The organism is Microbacterium sp. WCS2018Hpa-9 (assembly GCF_031843745.1).
Lineage (GTDB): Bacteria > Actinomycetota > Actinomycetes > Actinomycetales > Microbacteriaceae > Microbacterium.
In genome coordinates this window covers 268,617-288,809 of the sequence record NZ_JAVTIY010000006.1, presented here as the reverse complement: position 1 = coordinate 288,809, position 20,193 = coordinate 268,617, and the positions used below count along the sequence as shown (strand labels likewise).

16 protein-coding genes are annotated in these 20,193 nt (G+C 67.1%); 1 reads left to right on the top strand and 15 read right to left on the bottom strand.

Translation table 11 applies throughout. The features are described 5' to 3' along the window. Positions 1–86: 86 nt before the first annotated feature. The 7 genes from RQG82_RS14435 to rsmA all read right to left on the bottom strand — a co-directional run bounded on the left by RQG82_RS14435 (position 87) and on the right by rsmA (position 8,303). Positions 87–1,208 (bottom strand): substrate-binding domain-containing protein, encoded by a 1,122-nt coding sequence (locus RQG82_RS14435; protein WP_311259742.1) that lies wholly within the window; start codon positions 1,206–1,208, stop codon positions 87–89. A gap of 60 nt (positions 1,209–1,268) precedes the next feature. Further along, positions 1,269–2,624, bottom strand: a complete 1,356-nt coding sequence (gene mmsB / locus RQG82_RS14430; protein ID WP_311259741.1) for a multiple monosaccharide ABC transporter permease — start codon at positions 2,622–2,624, stop codon at positions 1,269–1,271. Next, on the bottom strand, positions 2,621–4,141 hold the full coding sequence (gene mmsA, locus RQG82_RS14425) for a multiple monosaccharide ABC transporter ATP-binding protein (RefSeq protein WP_311259791.1): 1,521 nt from the start codon (positions 4,139–4,141) through the stop codon (positions 2,621–2,623). The genes mmsB and mmsA overlap by 4 nt, the downstream gene beginning before the upstream one ends. 155 nt (positions 4,142–4,296) lie before the next feature. Next, positions 4,297–5,310, bottom strand: coding sequence for a LacI family DNA-binding transcriptional regulator (locus tag RQG82_RS14420; RefSeq protein WP_311259740.1), 1,014 nt, complete (start codon positions 5,308–5,310; stop codon positions 4,297–4,299). Between the two features lie 100 nt (positions 5,311–5,410). Then, complete coding sequence (locus RQG82_RS14415; RefSeq protein WP_311259739.1) at positions 5,411–6,343, bottom strand: 4-(cytidine 5'-diphospho)-2-C-methyl-D-erythritol kinase; 933 nt, start codon at positions 6,341–6,343, stop codon at positions 5,411–5,413. 13 nt (positions 6,344–6,356) lie between these two features. Beyond that, positions 6,357–7,424: an aldo/keto reductase gene (locus RQG82_RS14410; RefSeq protein WP_311259738.1), complete on the bottom strand. Its 1,068-nt coding sequence runs from the start codon at positions 7,422–7,424 to the stop codon at positions 6,357–6,359. A gap of 9 nt (positions 7,425–7,433) precedes the next feature. Further along, complete coding sequence (gene rsmA, locus RQG82_RS14405; protein ID WP_311259737.1) at positions 7,434–8,303, bottom strand: 16S rRNA (adenine(1518)-N(6)/adenine(1519)-N(6))-dimethyltransferase RsmA; 870 nt, start codon at positions 8,301–8,303, stop codon at positions 7,434–7,436. Positions 8,304–8,358: 55 nt separating this feature from the next. On the opposite strand from rsmA, the gene RQG82_RS14400 reads away from it, so the two are divergent. Then, positions 8,359–9,618 (top strand): MFS transporter, encoded by a 1,260-nt coding sequence (locus tag RQG82_RS14400; protein ID WP_311259736.1) that lies wholly within the window; start codon positions 8,359–8,361, stop codon positions 9,616–9,618. Here the strand turns inward: RQG82_RS14400 and RQG82_RS14395 are convergent. The 8 genes from RQG82_RS14395 to RQG82_RS14360 are packed head-to-tail and all read right to left on the bottom strand — an operon-like array spanning position 9,597 to position 20,172. Beyond that, complete coding sequence (locus RQG82_RS14395) at positions 9,597–10,469, bottom strand: TatD family hydrolase (RefSeq protein WP_311259735.1); 873 nt, start codon at positions 10,467–10,469, stop codon at positions 9,597–9,599. The genes RQG82_RS14400 and RQG82_RS14395 overlap by 22 nt on opposite strands. Before the next feature lie 2 nt (positions 10,470–10,471). Then, on the bottom strand, positions 10,472–12,064 hold the full coding sequence (gene metG / locus RQG82_RS14390) for a methionine--tRNA ligase (RefSeq protein WP_311259734.1): 1,593 nt from the start codon (positions 12,062–12,064) through the stop codon (positions 10,472–10,474). A gap of 38 nt (positions 12,065–12,102) precedes the next feature. Then, positions 12,103–13,644, bottom strand: a complete 1,542-nt coding sequence (locus RQG82_RS14385) for a molybdopterin-dependent oxidoreductase (RefSeq protein ID WP_311259733.1) — start codon at positions 13,642–13,644, stop codon at positions 12,103–12,105. A 43-nt stretch (positions 13,645–13,687) separates the two neighbouring features. Beyond that, positions 13,688–14,857, bottom strand: coding sequence for a family 1 glycosylhydrolase (locus tag RQG82_RS14380; RefSeq protein ID WP_311259732.1), 1,170 nt, complete (start codon positions 14,855–14,857; stop codon positions 13,688–13,690). Between the two features lie 32 nt (positions 14,858–14,889). Continuing rightward, positions 14,890–16,608, bottom strand: coding sequence for an ABC transporter ATP-binding protein (locus RQG82_RS14375; protein WP_311259731.1), 1,719 nt, complete (start codon positions 16,606–16,608; stop codon positions 14,890–14,892). A gap of 5 nt (positions 16,609–16,613) precedes the next feature. After that, on the bottom strand, positions 16,614–17,528 hold the full coding sequence (locus RQG82_RS14370) for an ABC transporter permease (protein ID WP_311259730.1): 915 nt from the start codon (positions 17,526–17,528) through the stop codon (positions 16,614–16,616). Then, a complete protein-coding gene (locus tag RQG82_RS14365; RefSeq protein ID WP_311259729.1) occupies positions 17,525–18,505 on the bottom strand; it encodes an ABC transporter permease in 981 nt (326 codons plus the stop codon). Before RQG82_RS14365 ends, RQG82_RS14370 begins: the two co-directional genes overlap by 4 nt. Further along, positions 18,502–20,172: an ABC transporter substrate-binding protein gene (locus tag RQG82_RS14360; protein ID WP_311259728.1), complete on the bottom strand. Its 1,671-nt coding sequence runs from the start codon at positions 20,170–20,172 to the stop codon at positions 18,502–18,504. The genes RQG82_RS14365 and RQG82_RS14360 overlap by 4 nt, the downstream gene beginning before the upstream one ends. Positions 20,173–20,193: the final 21 nt, after the last annotated feature.

The following is a 20,193-nucleotide window of genomic DNA, read 5'->3' as shown; positions in this document are numbered from 1 at the left end:
CGAGGTGTGAAAAGTCGACCCGACATGGCAAAGAGCCGCCCGGACCCGAAGGTCCGGACGGCTCGTCGTTGTTCGAGCGGAATCGCTTACTGGTACGACTTCACGATCTCGAGGAGGCTCGGCACGTTGGCGTACGCCTCAGCGGCGTTCTCCTTCGTGACGATGATCGGGTCGAGCAGGTATGCCGGAACGATCTTCGCGCCGTTGTCGTACGACTCTTCGTCGTTGACATCGACGGTCTCGCCCGCCTGCAGCTGGCCGACCATCTTGATCGACTGCTCGACGAGCAGTGCGGTGTCCTTGTTGATCGTGGAGTACTGGATGCCCTCCATGATCGACTTCACCGACTCGACCTCGGAGTCCTGACCCGTGACGACCGGAACCGGCTTGCCGGCCTGCTGCACCGAGGTGATGATGGCGCGAGCAAGGGTGTCGTTCGGCGACAGCACGCCGTCGACCACGGTGTCACCGCTGTACGACGAGGTCAGCAGCGTGTCCATGCGGTTCTGCGCGTTCTCCGGCAGCCAGCCCTCGGTCGCCGTCTGGGCGATCTCGGTCTGACCCGACACGACGACGAGGTTGCCGTTGTCGATCTCCGGCTGGAGCACGTCCATCGCGCCGTCGAAGAACACCTTCGAGTTGGCGTCGTCAGGCGAACCCGAGAAGAGCTCGATGTTGTACGGAGCCTCGTGACCCGCACGCTCGGCGAGGCCGTCGAGCAGAGCCTGGCCCTGCAGCTGGCCGACCTTGAAGTTGTCGAACGCGACGTAGTAGTCGACAGCCTCGGTGTTCTCGATGAGACGGTCGTACGCGATCACGTAGGCGCCGGCATCCTTCGCCGCCTGCACCTGCGTGGCCAGCTGCTTGCCGTCCTTCGCGCCGATGATGATGACCTTGGCACCGTTGGTGACCATGGCCTGGATCTGGTTCTGCTGCTCGGCGACCGTGTTGCTCGCCGGGGCGTACTGCACGTCGGCCTTGAAGCCGGCCTCTTCGAGGCCGTCCGTGAAGAGCTGGCCCGCGAGGACCCAGTTCTCACTGGTCTTGTCGGGAAGCGCGACACCGATCGGAGAATCGGCGGCGAAGCCTGCTTCGGCCTCTTCGCCGGATCCCGTGTCGGTTCCGCCGCCGCGCTCACCGGAGCAGCCCGTGAGTGCGAAGGCAGCCGTCGCGACGAGCGCTGTCGCTGTGACGATGATCTTCTTCATGTGATCTCTTTCTGTGTGATGTGACGGATTCTGCGTGCGAGCACTGCGCGGAGATTCCGCTTACTCGGCCCTTGTCTTGTCGACGGGAGGGGCTTGGTAAGTCCTGTTGGGTTCGAACGTCTCGGTCGCCGGATCTACCTGACGGCTCGAGCGACGCATCATGAAACCGATGAGCGACGGGCGGCCCTGCTGCTTGTTCCAGACGTCGATGCCGACGGCGAGCAGGAGCACGAGGCCCTTGATCATCGAGACGACGTCGGCACCCTGGCCGAGCAGAGCGAGACCGTTGTTGAGGAAGGCCATGACCAGGCCACCGATGATCGACCCGATCACGGTGCCGATGCCACCGGCGACGGCGGCGCCACCGATGAACACGGATGCGATGGCGTCGAGCTCCCAGCCGGTACCGTCGTTCGGTCCGGACGCCTGCGAACGGGCGACGAAGATCATTCCGGCGAGAGCGGCCATCATCGACATGTTCATCATGACGAAGAAGTCGACCCAGCGGTCCTTCACACCCGAGAGACGTGCAGCCTGACGGTTGCCACCCACGGCGTAGATGTGACGGCCGAACACGGTGTTCCGCGTGATGAACGAGTAGATGATGACGAGGGCGAGCAGGATCAGACCGGGAACCGGGAAGCTCGTGCCGGGGCGACCGGTCGCGAACATCCACGCCGCGGCGAGCACGACGACCGAGAGCAGCACGACCTTGACCACACTGACCCACAGAGGCGCGCTGTCGGAGCCCATCTTGTGCTGCTGGCGACGGGTGCGGATCTCCCAGAAGACCAGCCACGCCACGGCGACCAGGGCGAGGAGCATCGTCGGCACGTTGAAGTCGAGCGGAAGCCCGACCTCGGGCAGATAGCCGGTGCCGATCACCTGGAAGCCCTTGGGCACCGGAATCGTCTGAGCGTCACCGATCCACTGCTGCGCACCGCGGAAGAAGAGCATGCCGGCGAGCGTCACGATGAACGCGGGCACCCCGACGTACGCCACCCAGAATCCCTGCCAGGCACCCACGAGGGCACCCACACCGAGGCCGAGGAGGATCGCCGCCGGCCAAGGGAGGTTCCAGTCGGCCATCGACTTCGCGACGATGATGCCGGTGAAGGCCGCCACCGAGCCGACCGACAGGTCGATGTGCCCCATGATGATGACCATCACCATGCCGATCGCGAGGATCAGGATGAACGAGTACTGGTTGATGACGTTGATCAGGTTGCCCGACGTCAGCGTCGCGCCGTTCGGTCCGTTGCGCAGCAGCGTCAGCGCCTCGAAGAGGAGGATGATGACGATGAGGCTGCCCAGGATGCCGAACTGGCGCAGCGACGAGGTGCCGTTGCTTCCGAACATCTTGCGGATGTCGCCGAAGTGGAAGCCGCGCTTCGTTGTCGTGAGGTCGGTGGTCATGCTGATGCTTTCTGAGTCGCGGAGGTCATGCTGCGCATGAGGGCCTCGGGTGTCGCCTGGTCGGCCGGGATGCAGTCGGTGACCCGACCTTCGAAGACTGTGTAGATGCGGTCGGAGATGCCGAGCAGCTCGGGAAGCTCGCTCGAGATGACGATGACGCCCTTGCCCTGCGAGGCGAGCTCGTTGATGATCGCGTAGATCTCGTACTTCGCCCCCACGTCGATGCCGCGTGTGGGCTCGTCGAGGATCAGCAGGTCGGGGTCGGTGAACATCCACCGCGCCAGCACGACCTTCTGCTGGTTTCCTCCCGAGAGCTTGCCGACGCCCTCTTCGACGCTCGGCGTCTTGATGCGCAGCGCCTTGCGGTAGCGCTCGGCGACCGAGTACTCCTCGCGCTCGTCGACGACGCCGCGCTTCGAGATCTTCGACAGCTTGGCCGCCACGACCGACCGCTTGATGGTGTCGAGCAGGTTGAGGCCGAGCACCTTGCGGTCCTCGCTCACGTAGGCGAGTCCGTGCTTGATGGCGGACGAGACATCGGGAATCGAGATCTCCCGGCCGTCCTTGATGATCTGTCCGCCCTGGAAGTTGCCGTAGGAGCGGCCGAAGATGCTCATCATGAACTCGGTGCGGCCCGCGCCCATCAGCCCGGCGATGCCGACGACCTCGCCGCGGCGGACGTTGAGGTTCGATCCCTTGACGACCATGCGCTCGGAGACGGTCGGGTGCTGAACCCACCAGTCCTTGACCTCGAAGAAGACCTCGCCGATCTCGGGTGTGCGGTCGGGGTAGCGGCTCTCGAGCGAGCGTCCGACCATCCCGCGGATGATCCGGTCTTCGTTGATCTCGCCGCGCGAGATGTCGAGCGTCTCGACCGTGCGGCCGTCGCGGATGATCGTGATCTCATCGGCGATCTGCTCGATCTCGTTGAGCTTGTGGCTGATCATGATCGATGCGATGCCCTTGGCCTTGAGGCCCAGGATCAGGTCGAGCAGGTGCTGCGAGTCGTTCTCGTTCAGGGCGGCGGTGGGCTCATCGAGGATGAGGAGCTTGACGTCCTTGTTGAGGGCCTTGGCGATCTCGATCAGCTGCTGCTTGCCGACACCGAGCGTCTTGATCGCCACATCGGGGTCTTCGCGCAGACCGACGCGAGCCAGCAGCTCGACCGTGCGCTGGCGCTGTGCGCGCCAGTCGATCTTGCCGAAGCGGCGGATCTCGTTGCCGAGGAAGATGTTCTCGGTGATCGAGAGCTCAGGGATCAGCGCGAGTTCCTGGTGGATGATCGCGATTCCGGCCTGCTCGCTCGCCGCGATGTCGCGGTAGCGCTGCTCCTCGCCGTAGAGCAGGATGTCCCCCTCGTACGTGCCGTAGGGGTACACGCCGGAGAGGACCTTCATCAGGGTCGACTTCCCGGCACCGTTCTCCCCGCAGATCGCATGGATCTCGCCTGCGCGGACGGTGATGGACACGTCGGACAGCGCCTTGACACCCGGGAACTCCTTGGTGATGCTGCGCATCTCCAGGATGGGGCCTGACACGACCGGCAACGTTGCTGTGGTGCTCACAAGATCTTCCTCGCGACGGGCGGTCACCTTCGATGTGACCGTTCACATTGGATTACATAGTCTACGCTCGCCGAGACGCTGTCAAGACCACGAGCCAAATTGTGGCTCTATCGAGGTGCGGACGATTCCCTCGTGCGCAGGGTGGTCTGCAGCGGCCCGAACTCGGGCACCTGCTCACCACGGATCTGCGCGAGCAGGATCCGCACCGCCCGGCGCCCGAGCTCGGGGAAGTCCTGGTGCACGGTGCTCAGAGTCGGCGCGACGTGGGCGGCGACGGGGATGTCGTCGAAGCCGACGACGCTGACATCTTCGGGCACGCGGACGCCGGCATCCCGGAAGCCGTGCATCAGCCCGATCGCCATCTGGTCGTTCGCGACGAAGACAGCCGTGAAATCACGGCGGCGCGACAGCTCCTGCCCCGCGAAGTAGCCGAAGTCCGCGGTCCAGTCGCCGCGGATCGGCGGGAAGGTGGGAAGGTCGGCTTCGCGCAGCGCGTCCAGGTATCCGCGCATGCGCGACTCGGCCTCGATCCAGTCCTGTGGCCCTGCGATGTGGATGATGTCGCTGTGGCCGAGCCCGATCAGGTGCTCGGTGGCGGTGCGGGCACCGGCGACCTGGTCGGCCGACAGGGTCACCCCGTCGGAGCCCGATGCGGTCTGCAGCGAGACGAACGGCATCTCGACCGCCATGCCCTTGAGCACATGGAACGCCCGCACCTGCGGGGCCAGGACCACGATGCCGTCGACCTGCTCTCGCGCCAGCTGGCGCAGGGCATTGCCGATCGCCTCTGGCGTCGTGGCCGAGAGGTTGAGTGTCGAGACCGAGTACCCCTCCTCGCGCGCGGCATCCTCGATGCCGACGATCGAGGACGTGGGCCCGAACTCCCCGACGGTCGCCGCGAGGATGCCCAGCATGTTGGACTTGCTGGTCACCAGCGCCCGCGCTGCGAGATTGGGGCGGTAGTCGAGCACCGCGATGGCGTCGAGCACCTTGGCCTTGGTCTCGGGGCGGATGCTCGCGTGATCGTTCAGCACCCTCGAGACGGTCTGGTGCGACACCCCCGCGAGTCGAGCGACGTCGCGGATGCTCGGCATCCGGGCACGCTCGGAGGCAGTCGACATCACAGACCTCCTTGTATGTGCACGGTCACATCGTCACTTCATTATGTATGCCAGGCGCGCAGAGCGCACGTCACCGACGCGAGGATGCGGGCGGAGCGCGTCAGGCGAGGATGCGGGCGCCCGGCACCGGGCCGTGCACGTGCAGCGACTCGAGCCCGTGCTCGCGCAGCAGCGACTGGACTTCCTGCGCCCCTTCAGGGCTCGCGCAGAGGAGTGCGATGGTGGGCCCTGAACCTGACACGATCCCCTGCAGCGCACCGGCATGGATGCCGCGCAGGATCGTGGTCTCGAGCTCCGGCCGCTCATGCAGAGCAGCCTCCTGAAGGTCGTTGTAGATGCTCTCGGAGAGCAGGTCCGGATCCCCCGAGCGCAGCGCCTGCAGCACGGGTGCCGGAACCTCGAGCGACAGGGGTGGATCGTCGGCGAGCGCACCCTCGGCGTCACGCAGGGCATCGAGCCGCGCATATACGACCGGCGTCGACAGCCCCTCGTCGCTCGGGACGAGCACCCAGTCGAAGCGTCCTCTCGCCAATGCCGGGTTCAACTGATCGCCTCGCCCGGTGCCGACGGCTGTTCCACCGTGCAGCGCGAACGGCACATCGGCGCCGAGCCGTGCCGCGAGCTCGTGCAGGCGCGCCGTCGAGAATCCGGTTCCCCACAGCGCATCGCAGGCCACGAGTGCGGCAGCGGCATCCGCCGATCCGCCTCCCATGCCCCCGGCGACCGGCACGCTCTTGCGGATCTCGAGCGCCACCCCGCCGTCGTACTCGGCTGCGGTCGCGAGCAGCTTGGCCGCCCGCATCGCGAGGTTGCGATCGTCGAGCGGCACCGTGTCTGGATCGTCGACGCCCGACACCGTGATCGAGAAGTCGTCGGCGTGCCGGGCGATCACGTCCTCATAGAGCGACACCGCCTGGAACACGGTCGCCAGCGCGTGATACCCGTCGTCGTGACGGCCGCCCACGCCGAGGTAGACATTGATCTTTCCTGGCGCGCGCACATGCACGGAGTCGACGGGGGCGGCGAAGCTCATCTCGGTGGTCCCGTCACAGCTCCGTGGACGACGCCCACAGGTCGACGTCGATGGCCCCGGCCGCCTCGTCGATGCGGCTGAGCTCGTCGACCGTGAAAGCCGGGCCGTTGACGGCGGCGATGTTCTCGTCGAGCTGCTCGGGGCGCGACGCCCCGACCAGTGCGGAGGCGACCACCGGGTTGCGCAGCGTCCACTGGATCGCCATCTGAGCCAGCGACTGCCCCCGCCCCTCGGCGATGGCGTTGAGCGATCGGAGCGTCTGCAGCGCGGCATCCGACAGCGGAGCATCGGGCAGCGACCCGCGCTTCTGGGCCCGGGCTGCGGTGCCGTCACCGAGGTACTTGTCGGTGAGCAGCCCCTGCGCCAGCGGCGTGAAGGCGATCGCGCCGACGCCGGACTGCTCGAGCTTCTCGGTGAGCCCGTCTTCGACCCAGCGGTTGAGGATCGAATAGGCGGGCTGGTGGATGACGAGCGGGGTGCCGAGCTCGGTGGCGACGGCGACGGCCTCGGCCGTGCGCTCGGCGCTGTACGACGAGATGCCCACGTAGAGCGCCTTGCCGTGACGCACGAGCGTGTCGAGAGCGCCGATGGTCTCGGCGACCGGGGTCACCGGGTCTGCGCGGTGCGAGTAGAAGATGTCGACGTGGTCGAGGCCCATCCGCGTCAGCGACTGCTCCGCACTCGCGAGGATGTACTTGCGGCTGCCGAGGTCGCCGTACGGCCCCGGCCACATGTCCCAGCCCGCCTTCGACGAGATGATCAGCTCGTCGCGATAGGGGCGGAAGTCCTCGCCGAAGATGCGACCGAAGTTCTTCTCGGCGGAGCCGTAGGGGGGTCCGTAGTTGTTCGCGAGGTCGAAGTGGGTGATGCCCCGGTCGAACGCGTGACGCAGCAGTGCGCGCTGGTTGTCGAGCGGGATGTTGTCGCCGAAGTTCCACCACAGACCCAGCGAGATCGGCGGCAGGTAGAGCCCCGAGGAGCCGACCTGGCGATACTCGAACTGCTGATAGCGGCTCTCGTCGGCAGCGTACGGCCGGTGGAGCTCAGGGACGTTGGGACGAAAGCGGGGAGACTCGGTCACCGTGCCAGGTTAGCCGGTGATGGCGGTGTCTTCGATCTGGGCGACGTGCCGCGCAATACGGTGATAGTCGTCGACCGTGAGATCCTCGCCGCGAGCGGTCGGCGCGACTCCTGCTGCGATCAGGATCTCGGATGCCGCGGCCGAGCTGCCGAAGAGCTCGGACAACGCCTGACGCAGCATCTTGCGGCGCTGGTTGAAGGCGGCATCCACGATCTTGAAGGTGAGTCGGCGTTCGTCCTCCGTGCCGCGCTCGCCCTCCGACCGGTCGAAGCCGACGAGGAGGCTGTCGACGTTGGGCACCGGCCAGAAGACCTGACGGGACACGGTGCCCGAGAGCTTCCATTCGCCGTACCAGGCCGCCTTGACGCTCGGGGTGCCGTAGATCTTCGACCCCGGCTTGGCCGCGATGCGCTCGGCGACCTCGGCCTGCACCATCACGACACCGCGCTTGAGGTACGCGAAGTTCTCGAGGAAGTGCAGCAGCACGGGGACGGAGACGTTGTAGGGAAGATTCGCGACCAGCACGGTGGGCTCGCCGGGCAGCTCGGTGATGCGCAGGGCGTCGGCATCGACGACCGTGAGCCTCTCGGCCGGAACGCCGTGCTCGACCACCGTCTGAGCGAGTCGGGCTGCGAGTCGGTGGTCGATCTCGACGGCGGTGACGGATGCCCCGGTCTCGAGGATCGCGAGGGTGAGCGAACCGAGCCCGGGCCCCACCTCGACGACCCGCTCCCCTGGCTGCACGCGGGCGGCGTGCACGATCTTGCGCACGGTATTCGCGTCGACGACGAAGTTCTGTCCGAGCTTCTTGGTCGGGGTGACGTCGAGCTCGGCGGCGAGCCGGCGGATCTCGGTGGCGCCGAGCAGGGTGACTGTCATTGCTCCATTGTCCCCCACCTCCGCCAGTGTCCGAACCGGCCAGTAGTCTTCTGTGGTGCCCTCCCTCGGTGAACTGATCGCGCCACGTCGGATGGGCAGGGATTTCCGCTGGCTGCTCGCATCATCGTGGACGAGCAACGTCGGAGACGGCGTCGCACTGGCGGCCGCTCCCCTGCTCATCGCCTCGATGACGTCATCGCCGATCCTCGTCGCCGCCGGTGCGATCATGCAGTTCCTTCCGTGGCTGCTGTTCGGTCTGCACGCGGGAGCCATCGCCGACCGGTTCGACCGCCGACGCCTGGTGATGTTCGCCAACGCGGCGCGGGCCGTGGTGCTCGCGGGCCTCTGCGCCTTCCTACTCACAGGCACGGCGAACATCTGGATCGTGCTCGCCGTGGCCTTCCTCTACGGCACGGCAGAGGTGTTCGTCGACACCGCGGGCAGCACGCTGCTGCCGATGCTCGTGAAGCCGGCAGACCTCGGCATCGGCAACGCGCGCCTGCAGGCCGGGTACCTCGTGGCCAACCAGTTCGCCGGTCCCCCGCTGGGAGCTTTCCTCTTCGCGGCGGGCACCGCGTGGCCCTTCCTGCTCGAGATCCTCTGCGTGCTCCTCGCGGTCGTGCTGATCTCGCGCATGGCCCGCACGCCGGTGCCGCCCCGGGCGACGGGCGACGCCGAGAAGACGCACGTGCACACCGACATCGCCGAGGGTCTGCGGTGGCTCTGGCAGAACCCGCCGGTGCGGATGCTGGTGCTCATCATCCTTGTCTTCAACGTGACCTGGGCGGCCCCCTGGGGCGTGCTCGTGCTCTACGCCACCGAGCACCTGAACATGGGCGCCGTCGGCTATGGGGCGCTGACCACGGCATCCGCCGCCGGTGGCATCCTCGCCACGCTGTGCTTCGGGTGGCTCGAACGCCGAGTGTCCTTCGCCACGCTCATGCGCGTCGTGCTGTCTCTCGAAGTGCTGATGCACCTCGCCTTCGCACTCACCAGCACCGGGTGGGTCGCGCTCGTGATCATGTTCGTCTTCGGCGCCTACGCGTTCATCTGGGGCACGATCTCGACCACCGTGCGTCAGCGCCTCGTACCGCCCGAGCTGCAGGGCCGGGTCGCCTCGGTCAACATGGTCGGCGTGTTCGGCGGCATGGTGATCGGGCAGGCACTGGGCGGCGTGATCGCGCAGTTCTGGGGTCTCACCGCTCCATGGTGGTTCGCGTTCGTCGGCGCTGCGCTCACACTGCTGTTCGTGTGGAAGCCGATCTCGCAGATCGTCAGCGCCGCGCCGGTGGATCAGTCGGTGAACGAGCCGTAGACCCGCAGGGTGTTCGCGGCGAGCTGGGCAGACAGCTCGTCGACCTCGATGCCGAGCTCGGCGGCCATGAAGCGCACCGTGATCGGCACGAGATACGGGGCGTTCGGGCGGCCGCGCAGCGGCGTCGGAGTGAGGAACGGCGCATCGGTCTCGACCAGGATGCGATCGAGCGGTGTCACCTTCAGCGCGTCGCGCAGGTTCTGTGCGTTCTTGAACGTGACGTTGCCCGCGAAGGACAGGTGATATCCGGCATCCGCGCAGATCCGGGCCATCGCGTCGTCACCCGAGAAGCAGTGGAACACGGTCCTGTCGGGAGCACCCACGCGGGTCAGCGTCTCGAGCACGGCGTCATGCGCGTCGCGGTCGTGGATCTGCATCGCGATGCCGTGCTTCTTGGCGAGGGCGATGTGCGCCTCGAACGACTCGAACTGCGGCGCTCGGCGCCCGGGCTCGGTCCGGAAGAAGTCGAGCCCCGTCTCACCGATCGCGCGTGTGCGCGGGTGGCCGGCGAGCTCGTCGATGACGGCGATCGCCTCATCGAGGCGGCCCTCTTCGGCGTACGCAGGAGCGTCGTTCGGGTGGATCGCGACCGCAGCGAGCACGCGGGAGTCGGACTCGGCCGCCTCGACCGCCCACCGAGAAGACTCGATGTCACCCGATGCCTGCACCACACCGGCGATGCCGACAGCCTGGGCGCGGTCGAGCTGCTCGGTCAGCGACAGAGGCTCATCGCCGTCGAGGATCTCGAGGTGCGCGTGGTTGTCGTAGACGGGCACGGCCAGCGGCTCTGGTGCCGCCGGGTATCGCAGATTCTTGCGTCCATCGCCGTCTCGCTGCTGCACGTAGGTCATGCTCAGGCGGCGGACTCCACCCGCGGGAACAGCGGGGTGAGGCCGTTGACGCTGGTTCCGGGGCGCAGCACGCCCCAGGCTCCGGCCTCGCGGATCGGCTGGTCCTGCAGACGCCCGAGGGTCTCGGCGGCGCCGAGGGCGACCCAGAGCTTCTCCGTCGACTGCGGCATCACCGGCGAGAGCAGCACGGCAAGCGCACGAAGGCCCTCGGCACACGTGTAGAGCACGGTGCCCAGTCGGCCGCGCTGGGCCTCGTCTCCGCTGTTCGACTGCTTGGCCAGGGCCCACGGCTCGTTCGCGGTGATGTAGCCGTTGAGCGCATCGACGATCGTCCAGATCGACGAGATGGCCTCGTCGATGCGGAACTGCTCGATCGCGGCATCCGCGTTCGAGGCGGCATCCGCGACGATCTTCTGGATCTCGAGATCCTTCTCGGTGTATTCGGCGGGGGGCGGCACGACGCCCTCGAAGTACTTCTCGATCATCGCCGTGGTGCGCGAGGCGAGGTTGCCGAAGCCGTTGGCGAGCTCGGCCTGGTAGCGGGCCGACAGGTCTTCCCACGAGAACGAGCCGTCCTGGCCGAACGCGATCGCCGAGAGGAAGTAGTAGCGGTAGGCGTCGGATCCGAAGACGTCGGTGATCTCGGTCGGCGCGATGCCGGTGAGCTTCGACTTCGACATCTTCTCGCCGCCGACCAGCAGCCAGCCGTGCGCGAACACGCCCCTGGGCACGTCGAGACCGGCGGCCATCAGCAGCGCGGGCCAGATCACCGCGTGGAAGCGCAGGATGTCTTTTCCGACGACGTGATAGGCGGGCCAGCGACGGTCGAACGTCTCCTGGTCGGAGCCGTAGCCGACGGCGGTGGCGTAGTTGAGCAGTGCGTCGACCCACACGTAGATGACGTGCGACTCGTCCCACGGCAGCGGGATGCCCCAGTCGAAGGTCGACCGCGAGATCGAGAGGTCCTTGAGACCCTGGCTGACGAATGAGACGACCTCGTTGCGGGCCGAATCGGGGCGCACGAAGTCGGGCTGGGTCTTGTAGAGCTCGAGCAGGCGGTCCTGGAACTCGCTGAGCTTGAAGAAGTAGTTCTTCTCCTGCAGCAGCTCGAGGGGCTTCGAGTGGATCGCGCAGACCTTGAGGCCTTCGAAGGGCCCGGTGCCGTCGACGATCTCGGACTCGGGCTTGAACTCCTCGCAGCCGACGCAGTACAGAGCCTCGTACTCGCCCGCGTAGATGTAGCCGCGGTCGTACAGACGCTGGAAGAACGTCTGCACGTTGGTCTCGTGGCGCTCCTGCGTCGTGCGGATGAAGTCGTCGTTCGCCACGTCGAGGGTCTCGAGAAGCGGGAACCACGCCTCGGTGACGAGCTTGTCGACCCACTCCTGCGGGGTGACGTTGTTCGCCGCCGCCGCGCGAAGCATCTTCTGGCCGTGCTCGTCGGTGCCCGTGAGCATCCACGTGTCATCGCCGCCCTGACGGTGCCAGCGCGCGAGCGCGTCGACCGCCACCGAGGTGTACCCGTGACCGATGTGAGGCACATCGGAGGGGTAGTAGATGGGCGTGGTGATGTAGAACGATTCGCCTGCGGGCATGGGGACAATTCTAGGTGGGATGCAGGGGGTCGTTACGCTCAGGCGACCGAGACCTCGATGCGATGCCACCCCTGAGCGCCGTCGGGCACGACGTCGGCCGGATCCGAGGTCTGCGTCTCGCCGTCGGCGCCGATCGCCCGGCACTCGATCGTGTGCGCTCCGCTCTCGGCCGACCAGTCGAGACGCCACTGCACCCAGGTGTCGTCGGAGATCGCGGTGGCGAGCTCGGCCCGACGCCATGCGCCGTCGTCGATCCGCACCTCGACACCCTCGACGCCCACATGCTGCTGCCAGGCCATGCCGGCGATGACGGCCCCACCCGCCTCGATCCGAGTCCCGCGACGGGGCACGTCGATGCGCGACTGCAGCTTGATCGGTCCACGTTCCGACCATCCGCGATCGGTCCAGTAGGCGGTAGCTCGGTCGAACCGCGTGACCTCGAGATCGGTCACCCACTTGGTCGCCGAGACATAGCCGTAGAGCCCCGGCACCACCATGCGCACCGGGAAACCGTGCTCGATGGGCAGCGGATCGCCGTTCATGCCGACCGCGAGCAGGGCGTCGCGGTCGTCGGTGAGAGCCTCGAGCGGTGTCGAGGCCGTGAATCCGTCGGACGAGGTCGACAGCACCATGTCGGCGTCCGGGTCGACGCCCGCCCGCGCGAGGAGCTCGCGGACCGGATGCCCGAGCCACAGGGCGTTGCCGATCAGGTCTCCACCCACCTCGTTCGACACGCACGCGAGCGTCACATGCGACTCCTGCATCGGCAGGGCGAGCAGTTCGTCCCACGTGACCACGATCTCTCGGTCGACCATCCCATGGATGCGGATCGACCAATCGGCCGGGTCGATCCGCGGCACGATCAGAGCGGTGTCGATGCGGTAGAACTGCGTATTCGGGGTGACGACCGCCGCGAGCCCGGGGATGTCGAGTTCGGCGCCGGCCGCGACCGCCGGTGCGGGGCTGGCCGCCTTCGGCAGGCGCAGCGCACCGCGTACCGCCTCGATCGACCGGGTCACGCCGCGTGCCGCATTGCCGATGGCGAGTGCCACGATGCCGGTGGCCGCGACACCGACGGTCCACAACAGGAACTGCCGACGTTCTTCGTGCTCGGCGCGGAGATACGGCACCGGATGCACCCTGCGCATCAGCAGCCGCAGCGCGACGACCGCCGTCACTCCCGCGACGAGGCCGGGGAGCCATGCGAACGGCCCCGCACCAGGACGGATCATCGCGGCCACCAGAGCGAGCACGCCGAGAGCAGCGAGGATCGTCGAGCCTACTCCCGCCCGGCGGGACTCCAGGATGCCGGCGAGCGCCGCCACTCCTGCCAGCACGATGGCGATCCCGGTGAGGAGCGCGACCTTGTCGCCGGTGCCGAACAGCGCGATCGCTGTGTCTTTCGCCCAGCTGGGCGCGAGGTCGATGAGCCCGCTGCCGATCACCGCGAACGGGCTCGCACTGGGTTCGACGATCGCGGCCACCAGCTCCGCCAGGCCGACCGCGACGATCGCCGCGCTCAGCCCGGCGGCCGCCGATCGGAGCCTGTCACCGCGCTTCGCACGGACCGCGTGGGTCATGATCCGAGCGTAGCCCCGGGGCGTGGCCCCGGGGCCGTTCGAATCAGAGGCCGTTGCGGCGTGCGACCTCGCCGAGCCAGGCGAGCGACGGCTTCGGGAAGCGCTCGAACGTCTCGTGGTCGAAGCCGATCAGACCGAAGGTCGGGCGGAATCCGCTGGCCCACTCGTAGTTGTCGAGAGCGCTCCAGTGCTGGTACGCCTTCACCTCGATGCCGTCGGAGATCGCCCGGTGCAGTCCCTCGAGCGCGCCCTGTGTGTAGGCGATGCGTCGGGTGTCGTCTCCGGTCGCGATGCCGTTCTCGGTCACGAGCACCGGCACGCCGCCGCTGCGCTCCCAGGCGCTGCGCACACCCATCTCGAGCGCCTCGGGGAAGAACTCCCAGCCGGTGAGCGTGGTCTCGACGTCGTCCGCGACGGGGCGGGGGCCCTCAGGACCGATGAACGTGCGCGTGTAGGCCTGCACGCCGACGAAGTCGTCGCCGGCCGACTGGTCGAGGTACCAGTGGTCGCGGGGGTCGCCGTACTCGGCGAGCATCTCGTCTGCGCCGGGTTCTCCGGTGGAGTGGAAGGCCTGCGTGGCGATCGTCCAGCCGGCCTGCACGCCCGAGACGGAGTGCAGGATCTCGGACGCACGGTGGTGCGCGTCGAGCAGCGTGTCGGCGACCGCGAGGTCGGGGTTCGGCAGCCCGAAGGCGACGAGGTTCGCCGCATCCTCTCCCCCGGCGAGCATGGCCGCGATGTTCGGCTCGTTGATCGTGCAGACGTATTTCACGCCCTCGAGGATCGGGAGCACCGTCTCGACGTAGCGCGAGAACAGGTCGACAGCGTCGTCGGCGCGCCAGAAGCCGTCCTTCTGGAACCACTGCGGCACCGTGAAGTGCATCAGCGTCACCGTGGGGTCGAGCCCGTTCTCACGGGCAGTGTCGATCATTCGACGGTAGTGGTCGAGCATCGCCCGCGAGACGAACCCGCGCTCGGGTTCGATGCGAGCCCACTCCATCGAGAACCGGTACGAGTTCAGACCGGCATCCGCCAGCAGGCGCATGTCCTCCGGGTACCGGTGGAAGTGGTCGGCGGCGTCGCCCGAGGGCTCGACCATCGACGAGCCGGGAGCATGCTCCATGGCCCACCAGTTGCTGGTCGTGTTGTTCCCCTCCACCTGATGGGCTGCGGTCGCAGCGCCCCAGAGAAAGCCGTCAGGGAATGTGAGCACGAGTGCTCCTTTCGTCTTGCGATGGTCTTCGGTCAGCGTTCGGCCCGGGCCGGGTTCGGCACGGCATCCAGCAGCTGGACCGTGTACGGGTCCTCCGGATGCTGAAGGACCTGAGATGTCTCGCCGCGTTCGACGACGCGACCGCTGTTGAGCACGAGGATGTTCTCGGTCACGAGTCGGGCGCTGAGCAGGTCGTGCGTGATGTAGAGCATGCTGATGCCCCACCGTTCGCGCAGGTCTTCGAGCAGCGCGAGCACGCCGGCACGCAGCGACACGTCGAGCATCGACACGGGCTCGTCGGCGATCAGCACCTGCGGATCGCTGGCCAGTGCCCGGGCGATGACCACACGCTGACGCTGACCGCCCGAGAGCTGGTGCGGCAGCTTCGCCGCGAACTGCTCGACCGGCGTCAGCCCCACGGTCTCGAGGAGCTCGAGCACGCGCGCTCTCGCCTCCTGGCCACGCAGCGGAGTGTAGTTGCGGATCGGCCGGCTGAGCGCGTACTCGACCGTGTGCAGCGGGTTCAGCGCGGCATAGGGGTCTTGGAACACCATCTGCACGTCCTTGCGCAGATCGCGGAGTCCCTTGCGGCCCAGCGTCGCGACGTCGACATCGCCGAAGCGCACGGTGCCCTCGGTCTGCTTCTCTACGCCGGTGATGAGCTTCGCGATCGTCGACTTGCCCGAGCCCGAGGCGCCGACGAGGGCGAGCGCCTCACCCGGCTCAAGACGGAACGAGACGTCATCGACCGCCGTCACGGGCTTCTCCCCACGACGAGGTGCCGGGTAGCGCTTCGACACGCCCTCGACCACGATCGCGGCATCCGCCCTGCGGGTGTCTCGCTGCGACACCGTGGGCAGGGTCTCGGTGAGGTCGGTGCGAGAGTGGCCCTCACGGCGCCGGGTGCCGAGGTCGACGAACCCGGGGATCGAGATCGACTCGGCCCGGGGATCGGCATAGTGGCTCAGCAGCATCCGCGTGTACTCGTCCTGAGGACGATGCAGGATGTCGAGGCTCGGTGCGTCTTCGACGATCCGGCCCTCGTGCATGACCATCACGCGATCGGTGGCCTCGAGCACGATGCCGAGGTCGTGGCTGATGAGGATCGCGGTGAAGTGCTCGGAACGCTGCAGATCGCGGATCGTATCCATGACCGCGTGCTGCACCAGCACGTCGAGAGCCGTGGTCGGCTCGTCGAAGACCATGAGCTGCGGCTCGAGCGAGAGGGCGAGCGCGATCGAAGCGCGCTGGCGCATTCCTCCCGACAGCTCCCCCGGATACCGGGAGAGCACGAGGGGGTCGAGTCCGACCTTGCCGACCAGCTCGCGCGCCCTGGCATCCCGGCTCTCGCGGGCGACGTGCCCGTGAGCGGCGAAGATGTCGCGGAAATGGTTGCCGATCGTGCGCACCGGGTTCAGCGCGTTCATGCCCGACTGCAGCACCATCGCGAATCCGCCCTGGCGCTGGCGCCGCAGCTCTTCGGCGTCGAGCTCGCGGATGTCGCGTCCGTCGAACAGGATGCGCCCGCCGCTGATGCGCGCCGGCGGCTTCTGCAGACGTGTCAGCGCGAAGCCGAGCGTCGACTTGCCCGAACCCGACTCGCCGACGAGGCCGACGAACTCGCCGCGTCGCAGCGTGAACGAGACGTTCTCGACGGCGGTGACCGGCGTGGTGCCCGGCGAGGCGTATTCGACGGACAGACCCTGGACGTCGAGCAGGACGTCGTTCGTGGCGGGAGTGTTCGCTTCCATAGCGCTCATCGGCCCTTCCCCTCTCGCAGGCGCGGATTGGAGATTCCGTCCACGCCGAAGTTGATCAGTGTCAGGCTCAGAGCGAGCAGGGCGATGCAGAGACCGGGGGCGAACAGCAGCAGCCACTGCCCGGTGAGCAGGGAGTTGGAGTTCTGCGCCCAGTAGAGCATCGTTCCCCAGCTGACGATGCTGGAGTCGCCGAGACCGAGGAACTCGAGTCCGGCTTCGGCGAGGATCGCCGCGGTCGCCGCCCCGAAGAGCGTGCCGGCGATGATCGAGGTCATGTTCGGCAGGATCTCGCGGAACACGATGCGCGCCCGGCTGTCGCCGGAGAACTGCGCCGAGGTGACGAAGTCGTTGCCCCGCAGCGACTGCGTCTGGCTGCGCAGCACGCGCGCACCCCAGGCCCACCCGGTGATGACGATCACCGCGATGATCATCAGGATGCCGCCGTTCTGCAGATACGCGGCGATCACGATCATGAGCGGAAGCCCGGGGATCACGAGGAAGAGGTTGACGATGAAGCCGACCACCTCGCCCAGGAAGCCGCGCATGTAGCCCCAGCTGAGACCGATCAGCACGGCGACGATCGTGGAGAGGATGCCGGCGGCCATGCCGACCAGCAGACTGATCTGCGAACCGTAGATCAGCTGGCTCAGGACGTCTTCACCCGCGGCGGTCGTGCCGAGCCAGTGCGCGGCCGAGGCGTCGGCGTTGCGCTCGAACGAGTTGTCCTTCGGTCCGTACGGAGCGAGCAGCGGAGCGAACACCGCGACCAGCACGAACAGGCCGAGGATGATGAGGCCCAGTCGGGCCTTGCCGTTGGACCAGAGGGTGCCCACCATCCGGGCGAACGAACGCCACGGGCTGGGAGCCGCGATCCGGTCGGAGGGAACCTTGACATTCATGGTGGAGGTCATCGGCGGGTCCTTGGATCCAGCACGCCGTACAGGATGTCGACGAGGAAGTTGGCGATGAGCACGCTGACGGTGATCATCAGGAAGAGCGCCTGCATGAGCGGGTAGTCCTGCCCGATCACGGCGTTGAAGAGCAGATATCCGATGCCCGGGTATCCGAACACCTGCTCCACGAGGATGGATCCGCCGACCACACCGCCGAGCGTGAGCCCGAAGCCGGTGAGGTTCGGCAGGATCGCGTTGCGCGCGGCGTAACGCACTGCGATGGTGCGTCCGTGCAGTCCGTTCGCCTCGGCGAAGGTCACGTAGTCCTCACCCAGCGTGTTGATCATCGCGTTGCGCATGCCGATGATCCAGCCGCCGAGGGAGGTCAGCAGGATCGTCACTGCCGGCAGCACCGCATGCTGCGCGAGGTCAACGATGAACTCCCAGCTGAACGCCGGTGTCGTGGTCGCCGAGTAGGCGCCCGTCGTCGGGAACCAGTGCAGCACGTAGCCGAAGAAGAACAGCAGCAGCAGTGCCGTCCAGAAGTACGGGAAGGTGCTGAGGAACGATCCGGTCAGCGTCGGCAGGCTGTCGAGCCAGGTGCCCCGGCGCCAGGCGGCGGCGGTGCCGATCAGCGTGCCGATCACGAACGCGAGGATCGTGACGATGCCGACCAGGCCGATCGTGTAGGGCAGGGCGGTCGAGACCATGCTCGACACCGTCTGGGGGTAGAACGTGTACGAGACCCCGAAGTCGAGTCGGGCGACCTGACCGAGGTAGGTCACATACTGCTCCCAGATCGACCCCGTCGGCACCCCGAGCTGGGCCTCGATCGCGGCCCGCGTCGCATCGGACACCGGGCCGTTCTGCGAGAGCTTGGCGATGGCGGCGTCGGCGGGCGAACCCGGCATCAGCCGCGGCAGGAAGAAGTTCAGGGTGATGGCCGCCCACAGTGTGAGGACGAACAGTCCGACCTTCTGGAGGACGTACTTCATCGGTCATCCTCCTTGACGCGCTCGAGCCGGGTGAAGATGCCCAGCGGTGCCGAGTCGTAGTTCTGCGGAATCATGTACGGGTCGTCCTCTGTGGGCCAGCCGGTGAACTTGGAGTCGTTGAACAGGCCCCAGATGCCGCCGTAGTAGAGGCCGATGACCGGCATCTCTTCGTAGACGATGCCCTGCAGCTCCTGCACGATCTCGGTCTGACGGGCGGGATCGACCGTCTCGCGGTACTCCTTGAGCAGCGCGTCGGCTTCGTCCGAGCGGTACCGCTCGAAGTTGTTGGCGGTGGGTTCGCCGGACCCTGACGGCACGTAGAACTCGCTCGAGAGCAGGTTGTTGAACGCCTGGTAGACGTCGCCGTTGCCCATGCCGCCGATGGCCATCTCGAAATCGCCGTTGCTGATGGCGCTCTGGTATCCGGCCGGCTGCGGGAGCTTGAGCGTCACCTTGACGCCGACCTTCGCGAGCTGACTCTGCACGGTCTGCGCCGCGCGGGTCCAGTCCGAGAAGCCGTTGGCCGTGGTCAGCGCGAACTCGAGCTGCTCTCCGTCGGCGCCGACCAGCCGATCGCCGTCGAGGGTGTACCCCGCCTCGGCGAAGGCGGCGAGTGCGGCATCCGTGTCCTGCGTGATCATGCCCTGATCGGGGATGCTCGGGTCGAGGAACTCCTCCTGGTTCGGGAGGGTGAGCCCGGTCTGCCCCGCGGGCTCCATGTAGCCCTCGGATGCGGTCTCGGCGATCTCCTCGCGGTCGAGCGAGAGCGCGATCCCCCGGCGCACGTTCACGTCGTCGAACGGTGCGACCTCGAGGTTCGGCATCAGGGAGATAACGCCGCCCGGCGGGAACCACCAGGCGTTGTGCTCGCTGGCCGCACCCCAGGTGCCCTCGACATCGGAGATGAACGAATAGGCCCAGTCGTACCCGCGGGTGACGGTGTCGAGCTGCGAGTTCGTGGACGGCAGGATGATGTGCTCGATCTCGATCTTGTCGGCCTGCCAGTAGTCGGGGTTCCTGTCGACCGAGTACTGCTGGTCGTTGTAGTTGCCGAGCACGAACGGGCCTGTTCCGACCGGGTTCTCGTTGCGGTAGGTGCCGGGGTCCTTCACGTCGGCCCAGAGGTGCTCGGGCACGATCATGGTCTGACCGAGGATCGGCAGTGACGGGGCATCATCGGTCTGCAGGTGCATGATCACGTCGTCGCCGTCGACCTCGACGGTCTCGAGGTGCTGCCACGCGCCTTTGATGTCGAGCGACGGATTGTCCTTGAGCAGCTGGAAGGTGAATGCCACGTCATCGGGCGTCAGCTTCTCACCGTCGCTCCACTCGACGTCGTCGCGGATCGTCATCACGACCGTGCGGGCGTCGGGCTGCGACCACTCGCTCGCAAGCCACGCGTTCTGGGTTCCGTCGAGCGGGTTCACCAGGATCAGAGGCTCATAGATCCACCTCGACGCGGTGCGCGTGTTGGTGAGATACGGGTTGAAGTTCCGCGTGAAGAACGGGTTCCCCTTGTCCGCATTGATGAGCATCGTGTCGTCGCCGATCGATGGATCGGGCTGCGAACTGATCTGGATGCTGCAACCGCTGAGCACGACGGCTGCTGCCGCCAGTCCCACGATCGCGGCTCTCCGCCAGCGCCGGAGCATGTGCGTCTTCGCCACACTGCCACCTCATGTCGTCTG

Bases quoted from the DNA above. Each gene is read 5' to 3' on its own strand.
- RQG82_RS14435 (WP_311259742.1), bottom strand. From the start codon at position 1,208: ATGAAGAAGATCATCGTCACAGCGACAGCGCTCGTCGCGACGGCTGCC.
- mmsB (WP_311259741.1), bottom strand. From the start codon at position 2,624: ATGACCACCGACCTCACGACAACGAAGCGCGGCTTCCACTTCGGCGAC.
- mmsA (WP_311259791.1), bottom strand. From the start codon at position 4,141: ATGCGCAGCATCACCAAGGAGTTCCCGGGTGTCAAGGCGCTGTCCGAC.
- RQG82_RS14420 (WP_311259740.1), bottom strand. From the start codon at position 5,310: ATGTCGACTGCCTCCGAGCGTGCCCGGATGCCGAGCATCCGCGACGTC.
- RQG82_RS14415 (WP_311259739.1), bottom strand. From the start codon at position 6,343: ATGAGCTTCGCCGCCCCCGTCGACTCCGTGCATGTGCGCGCGCCAGGA.
- rsmA (WP_311259737.1), bottom strand. From the start codon at position 8,303: ATGACAGTCACCCTGCTCGGCGCCACCGAGATCCGCCGGCTCGCCGCC.
- RQG82_RS14395 (WP_311259735.1), bottom strand. From the start codon at position 10,469: ATGACCTACGTGCAGCAGCGAGACGGCGATGGACGCAAGAATCTGCGA.
- metG (WP_311259734.1), bottom strand. From the start codon at position 12,064: ATGCCCGCAGGCGAATCGTTCTACATCACCACGCCCATCTACTACCCC.
- RQG82_RS14385 (WP_311259733.1), bottom strand. From the start codon at position 13,644: ATGACCCACGCGGTCCGTGCGAAGCGCGGTGACAGGCTCCGATCGGCG.
- RQG82_RS14375 (WP_311259731.1), bottom strand. From the start codon at position 16,608: ATGGAAGCGAACACTCCCGCCACGAACGACGTCCTGCTCGACGTCCAG.
- RQG82_RS14370 (WP_311259730.1), bottom strand. From the start codon at position 17,528: ATGACCTCCACCATGAATGTCAAGGTTCCCTCCGACCGGATCGCGGCT.
- RQG82_RS14365 (WP_311259729.1), bottom strand. From the start codon at position 18,505: ATGAAGTACGTCCTCCAGAAGGTCGGACTGTTCGTCCTCACACTGTGG.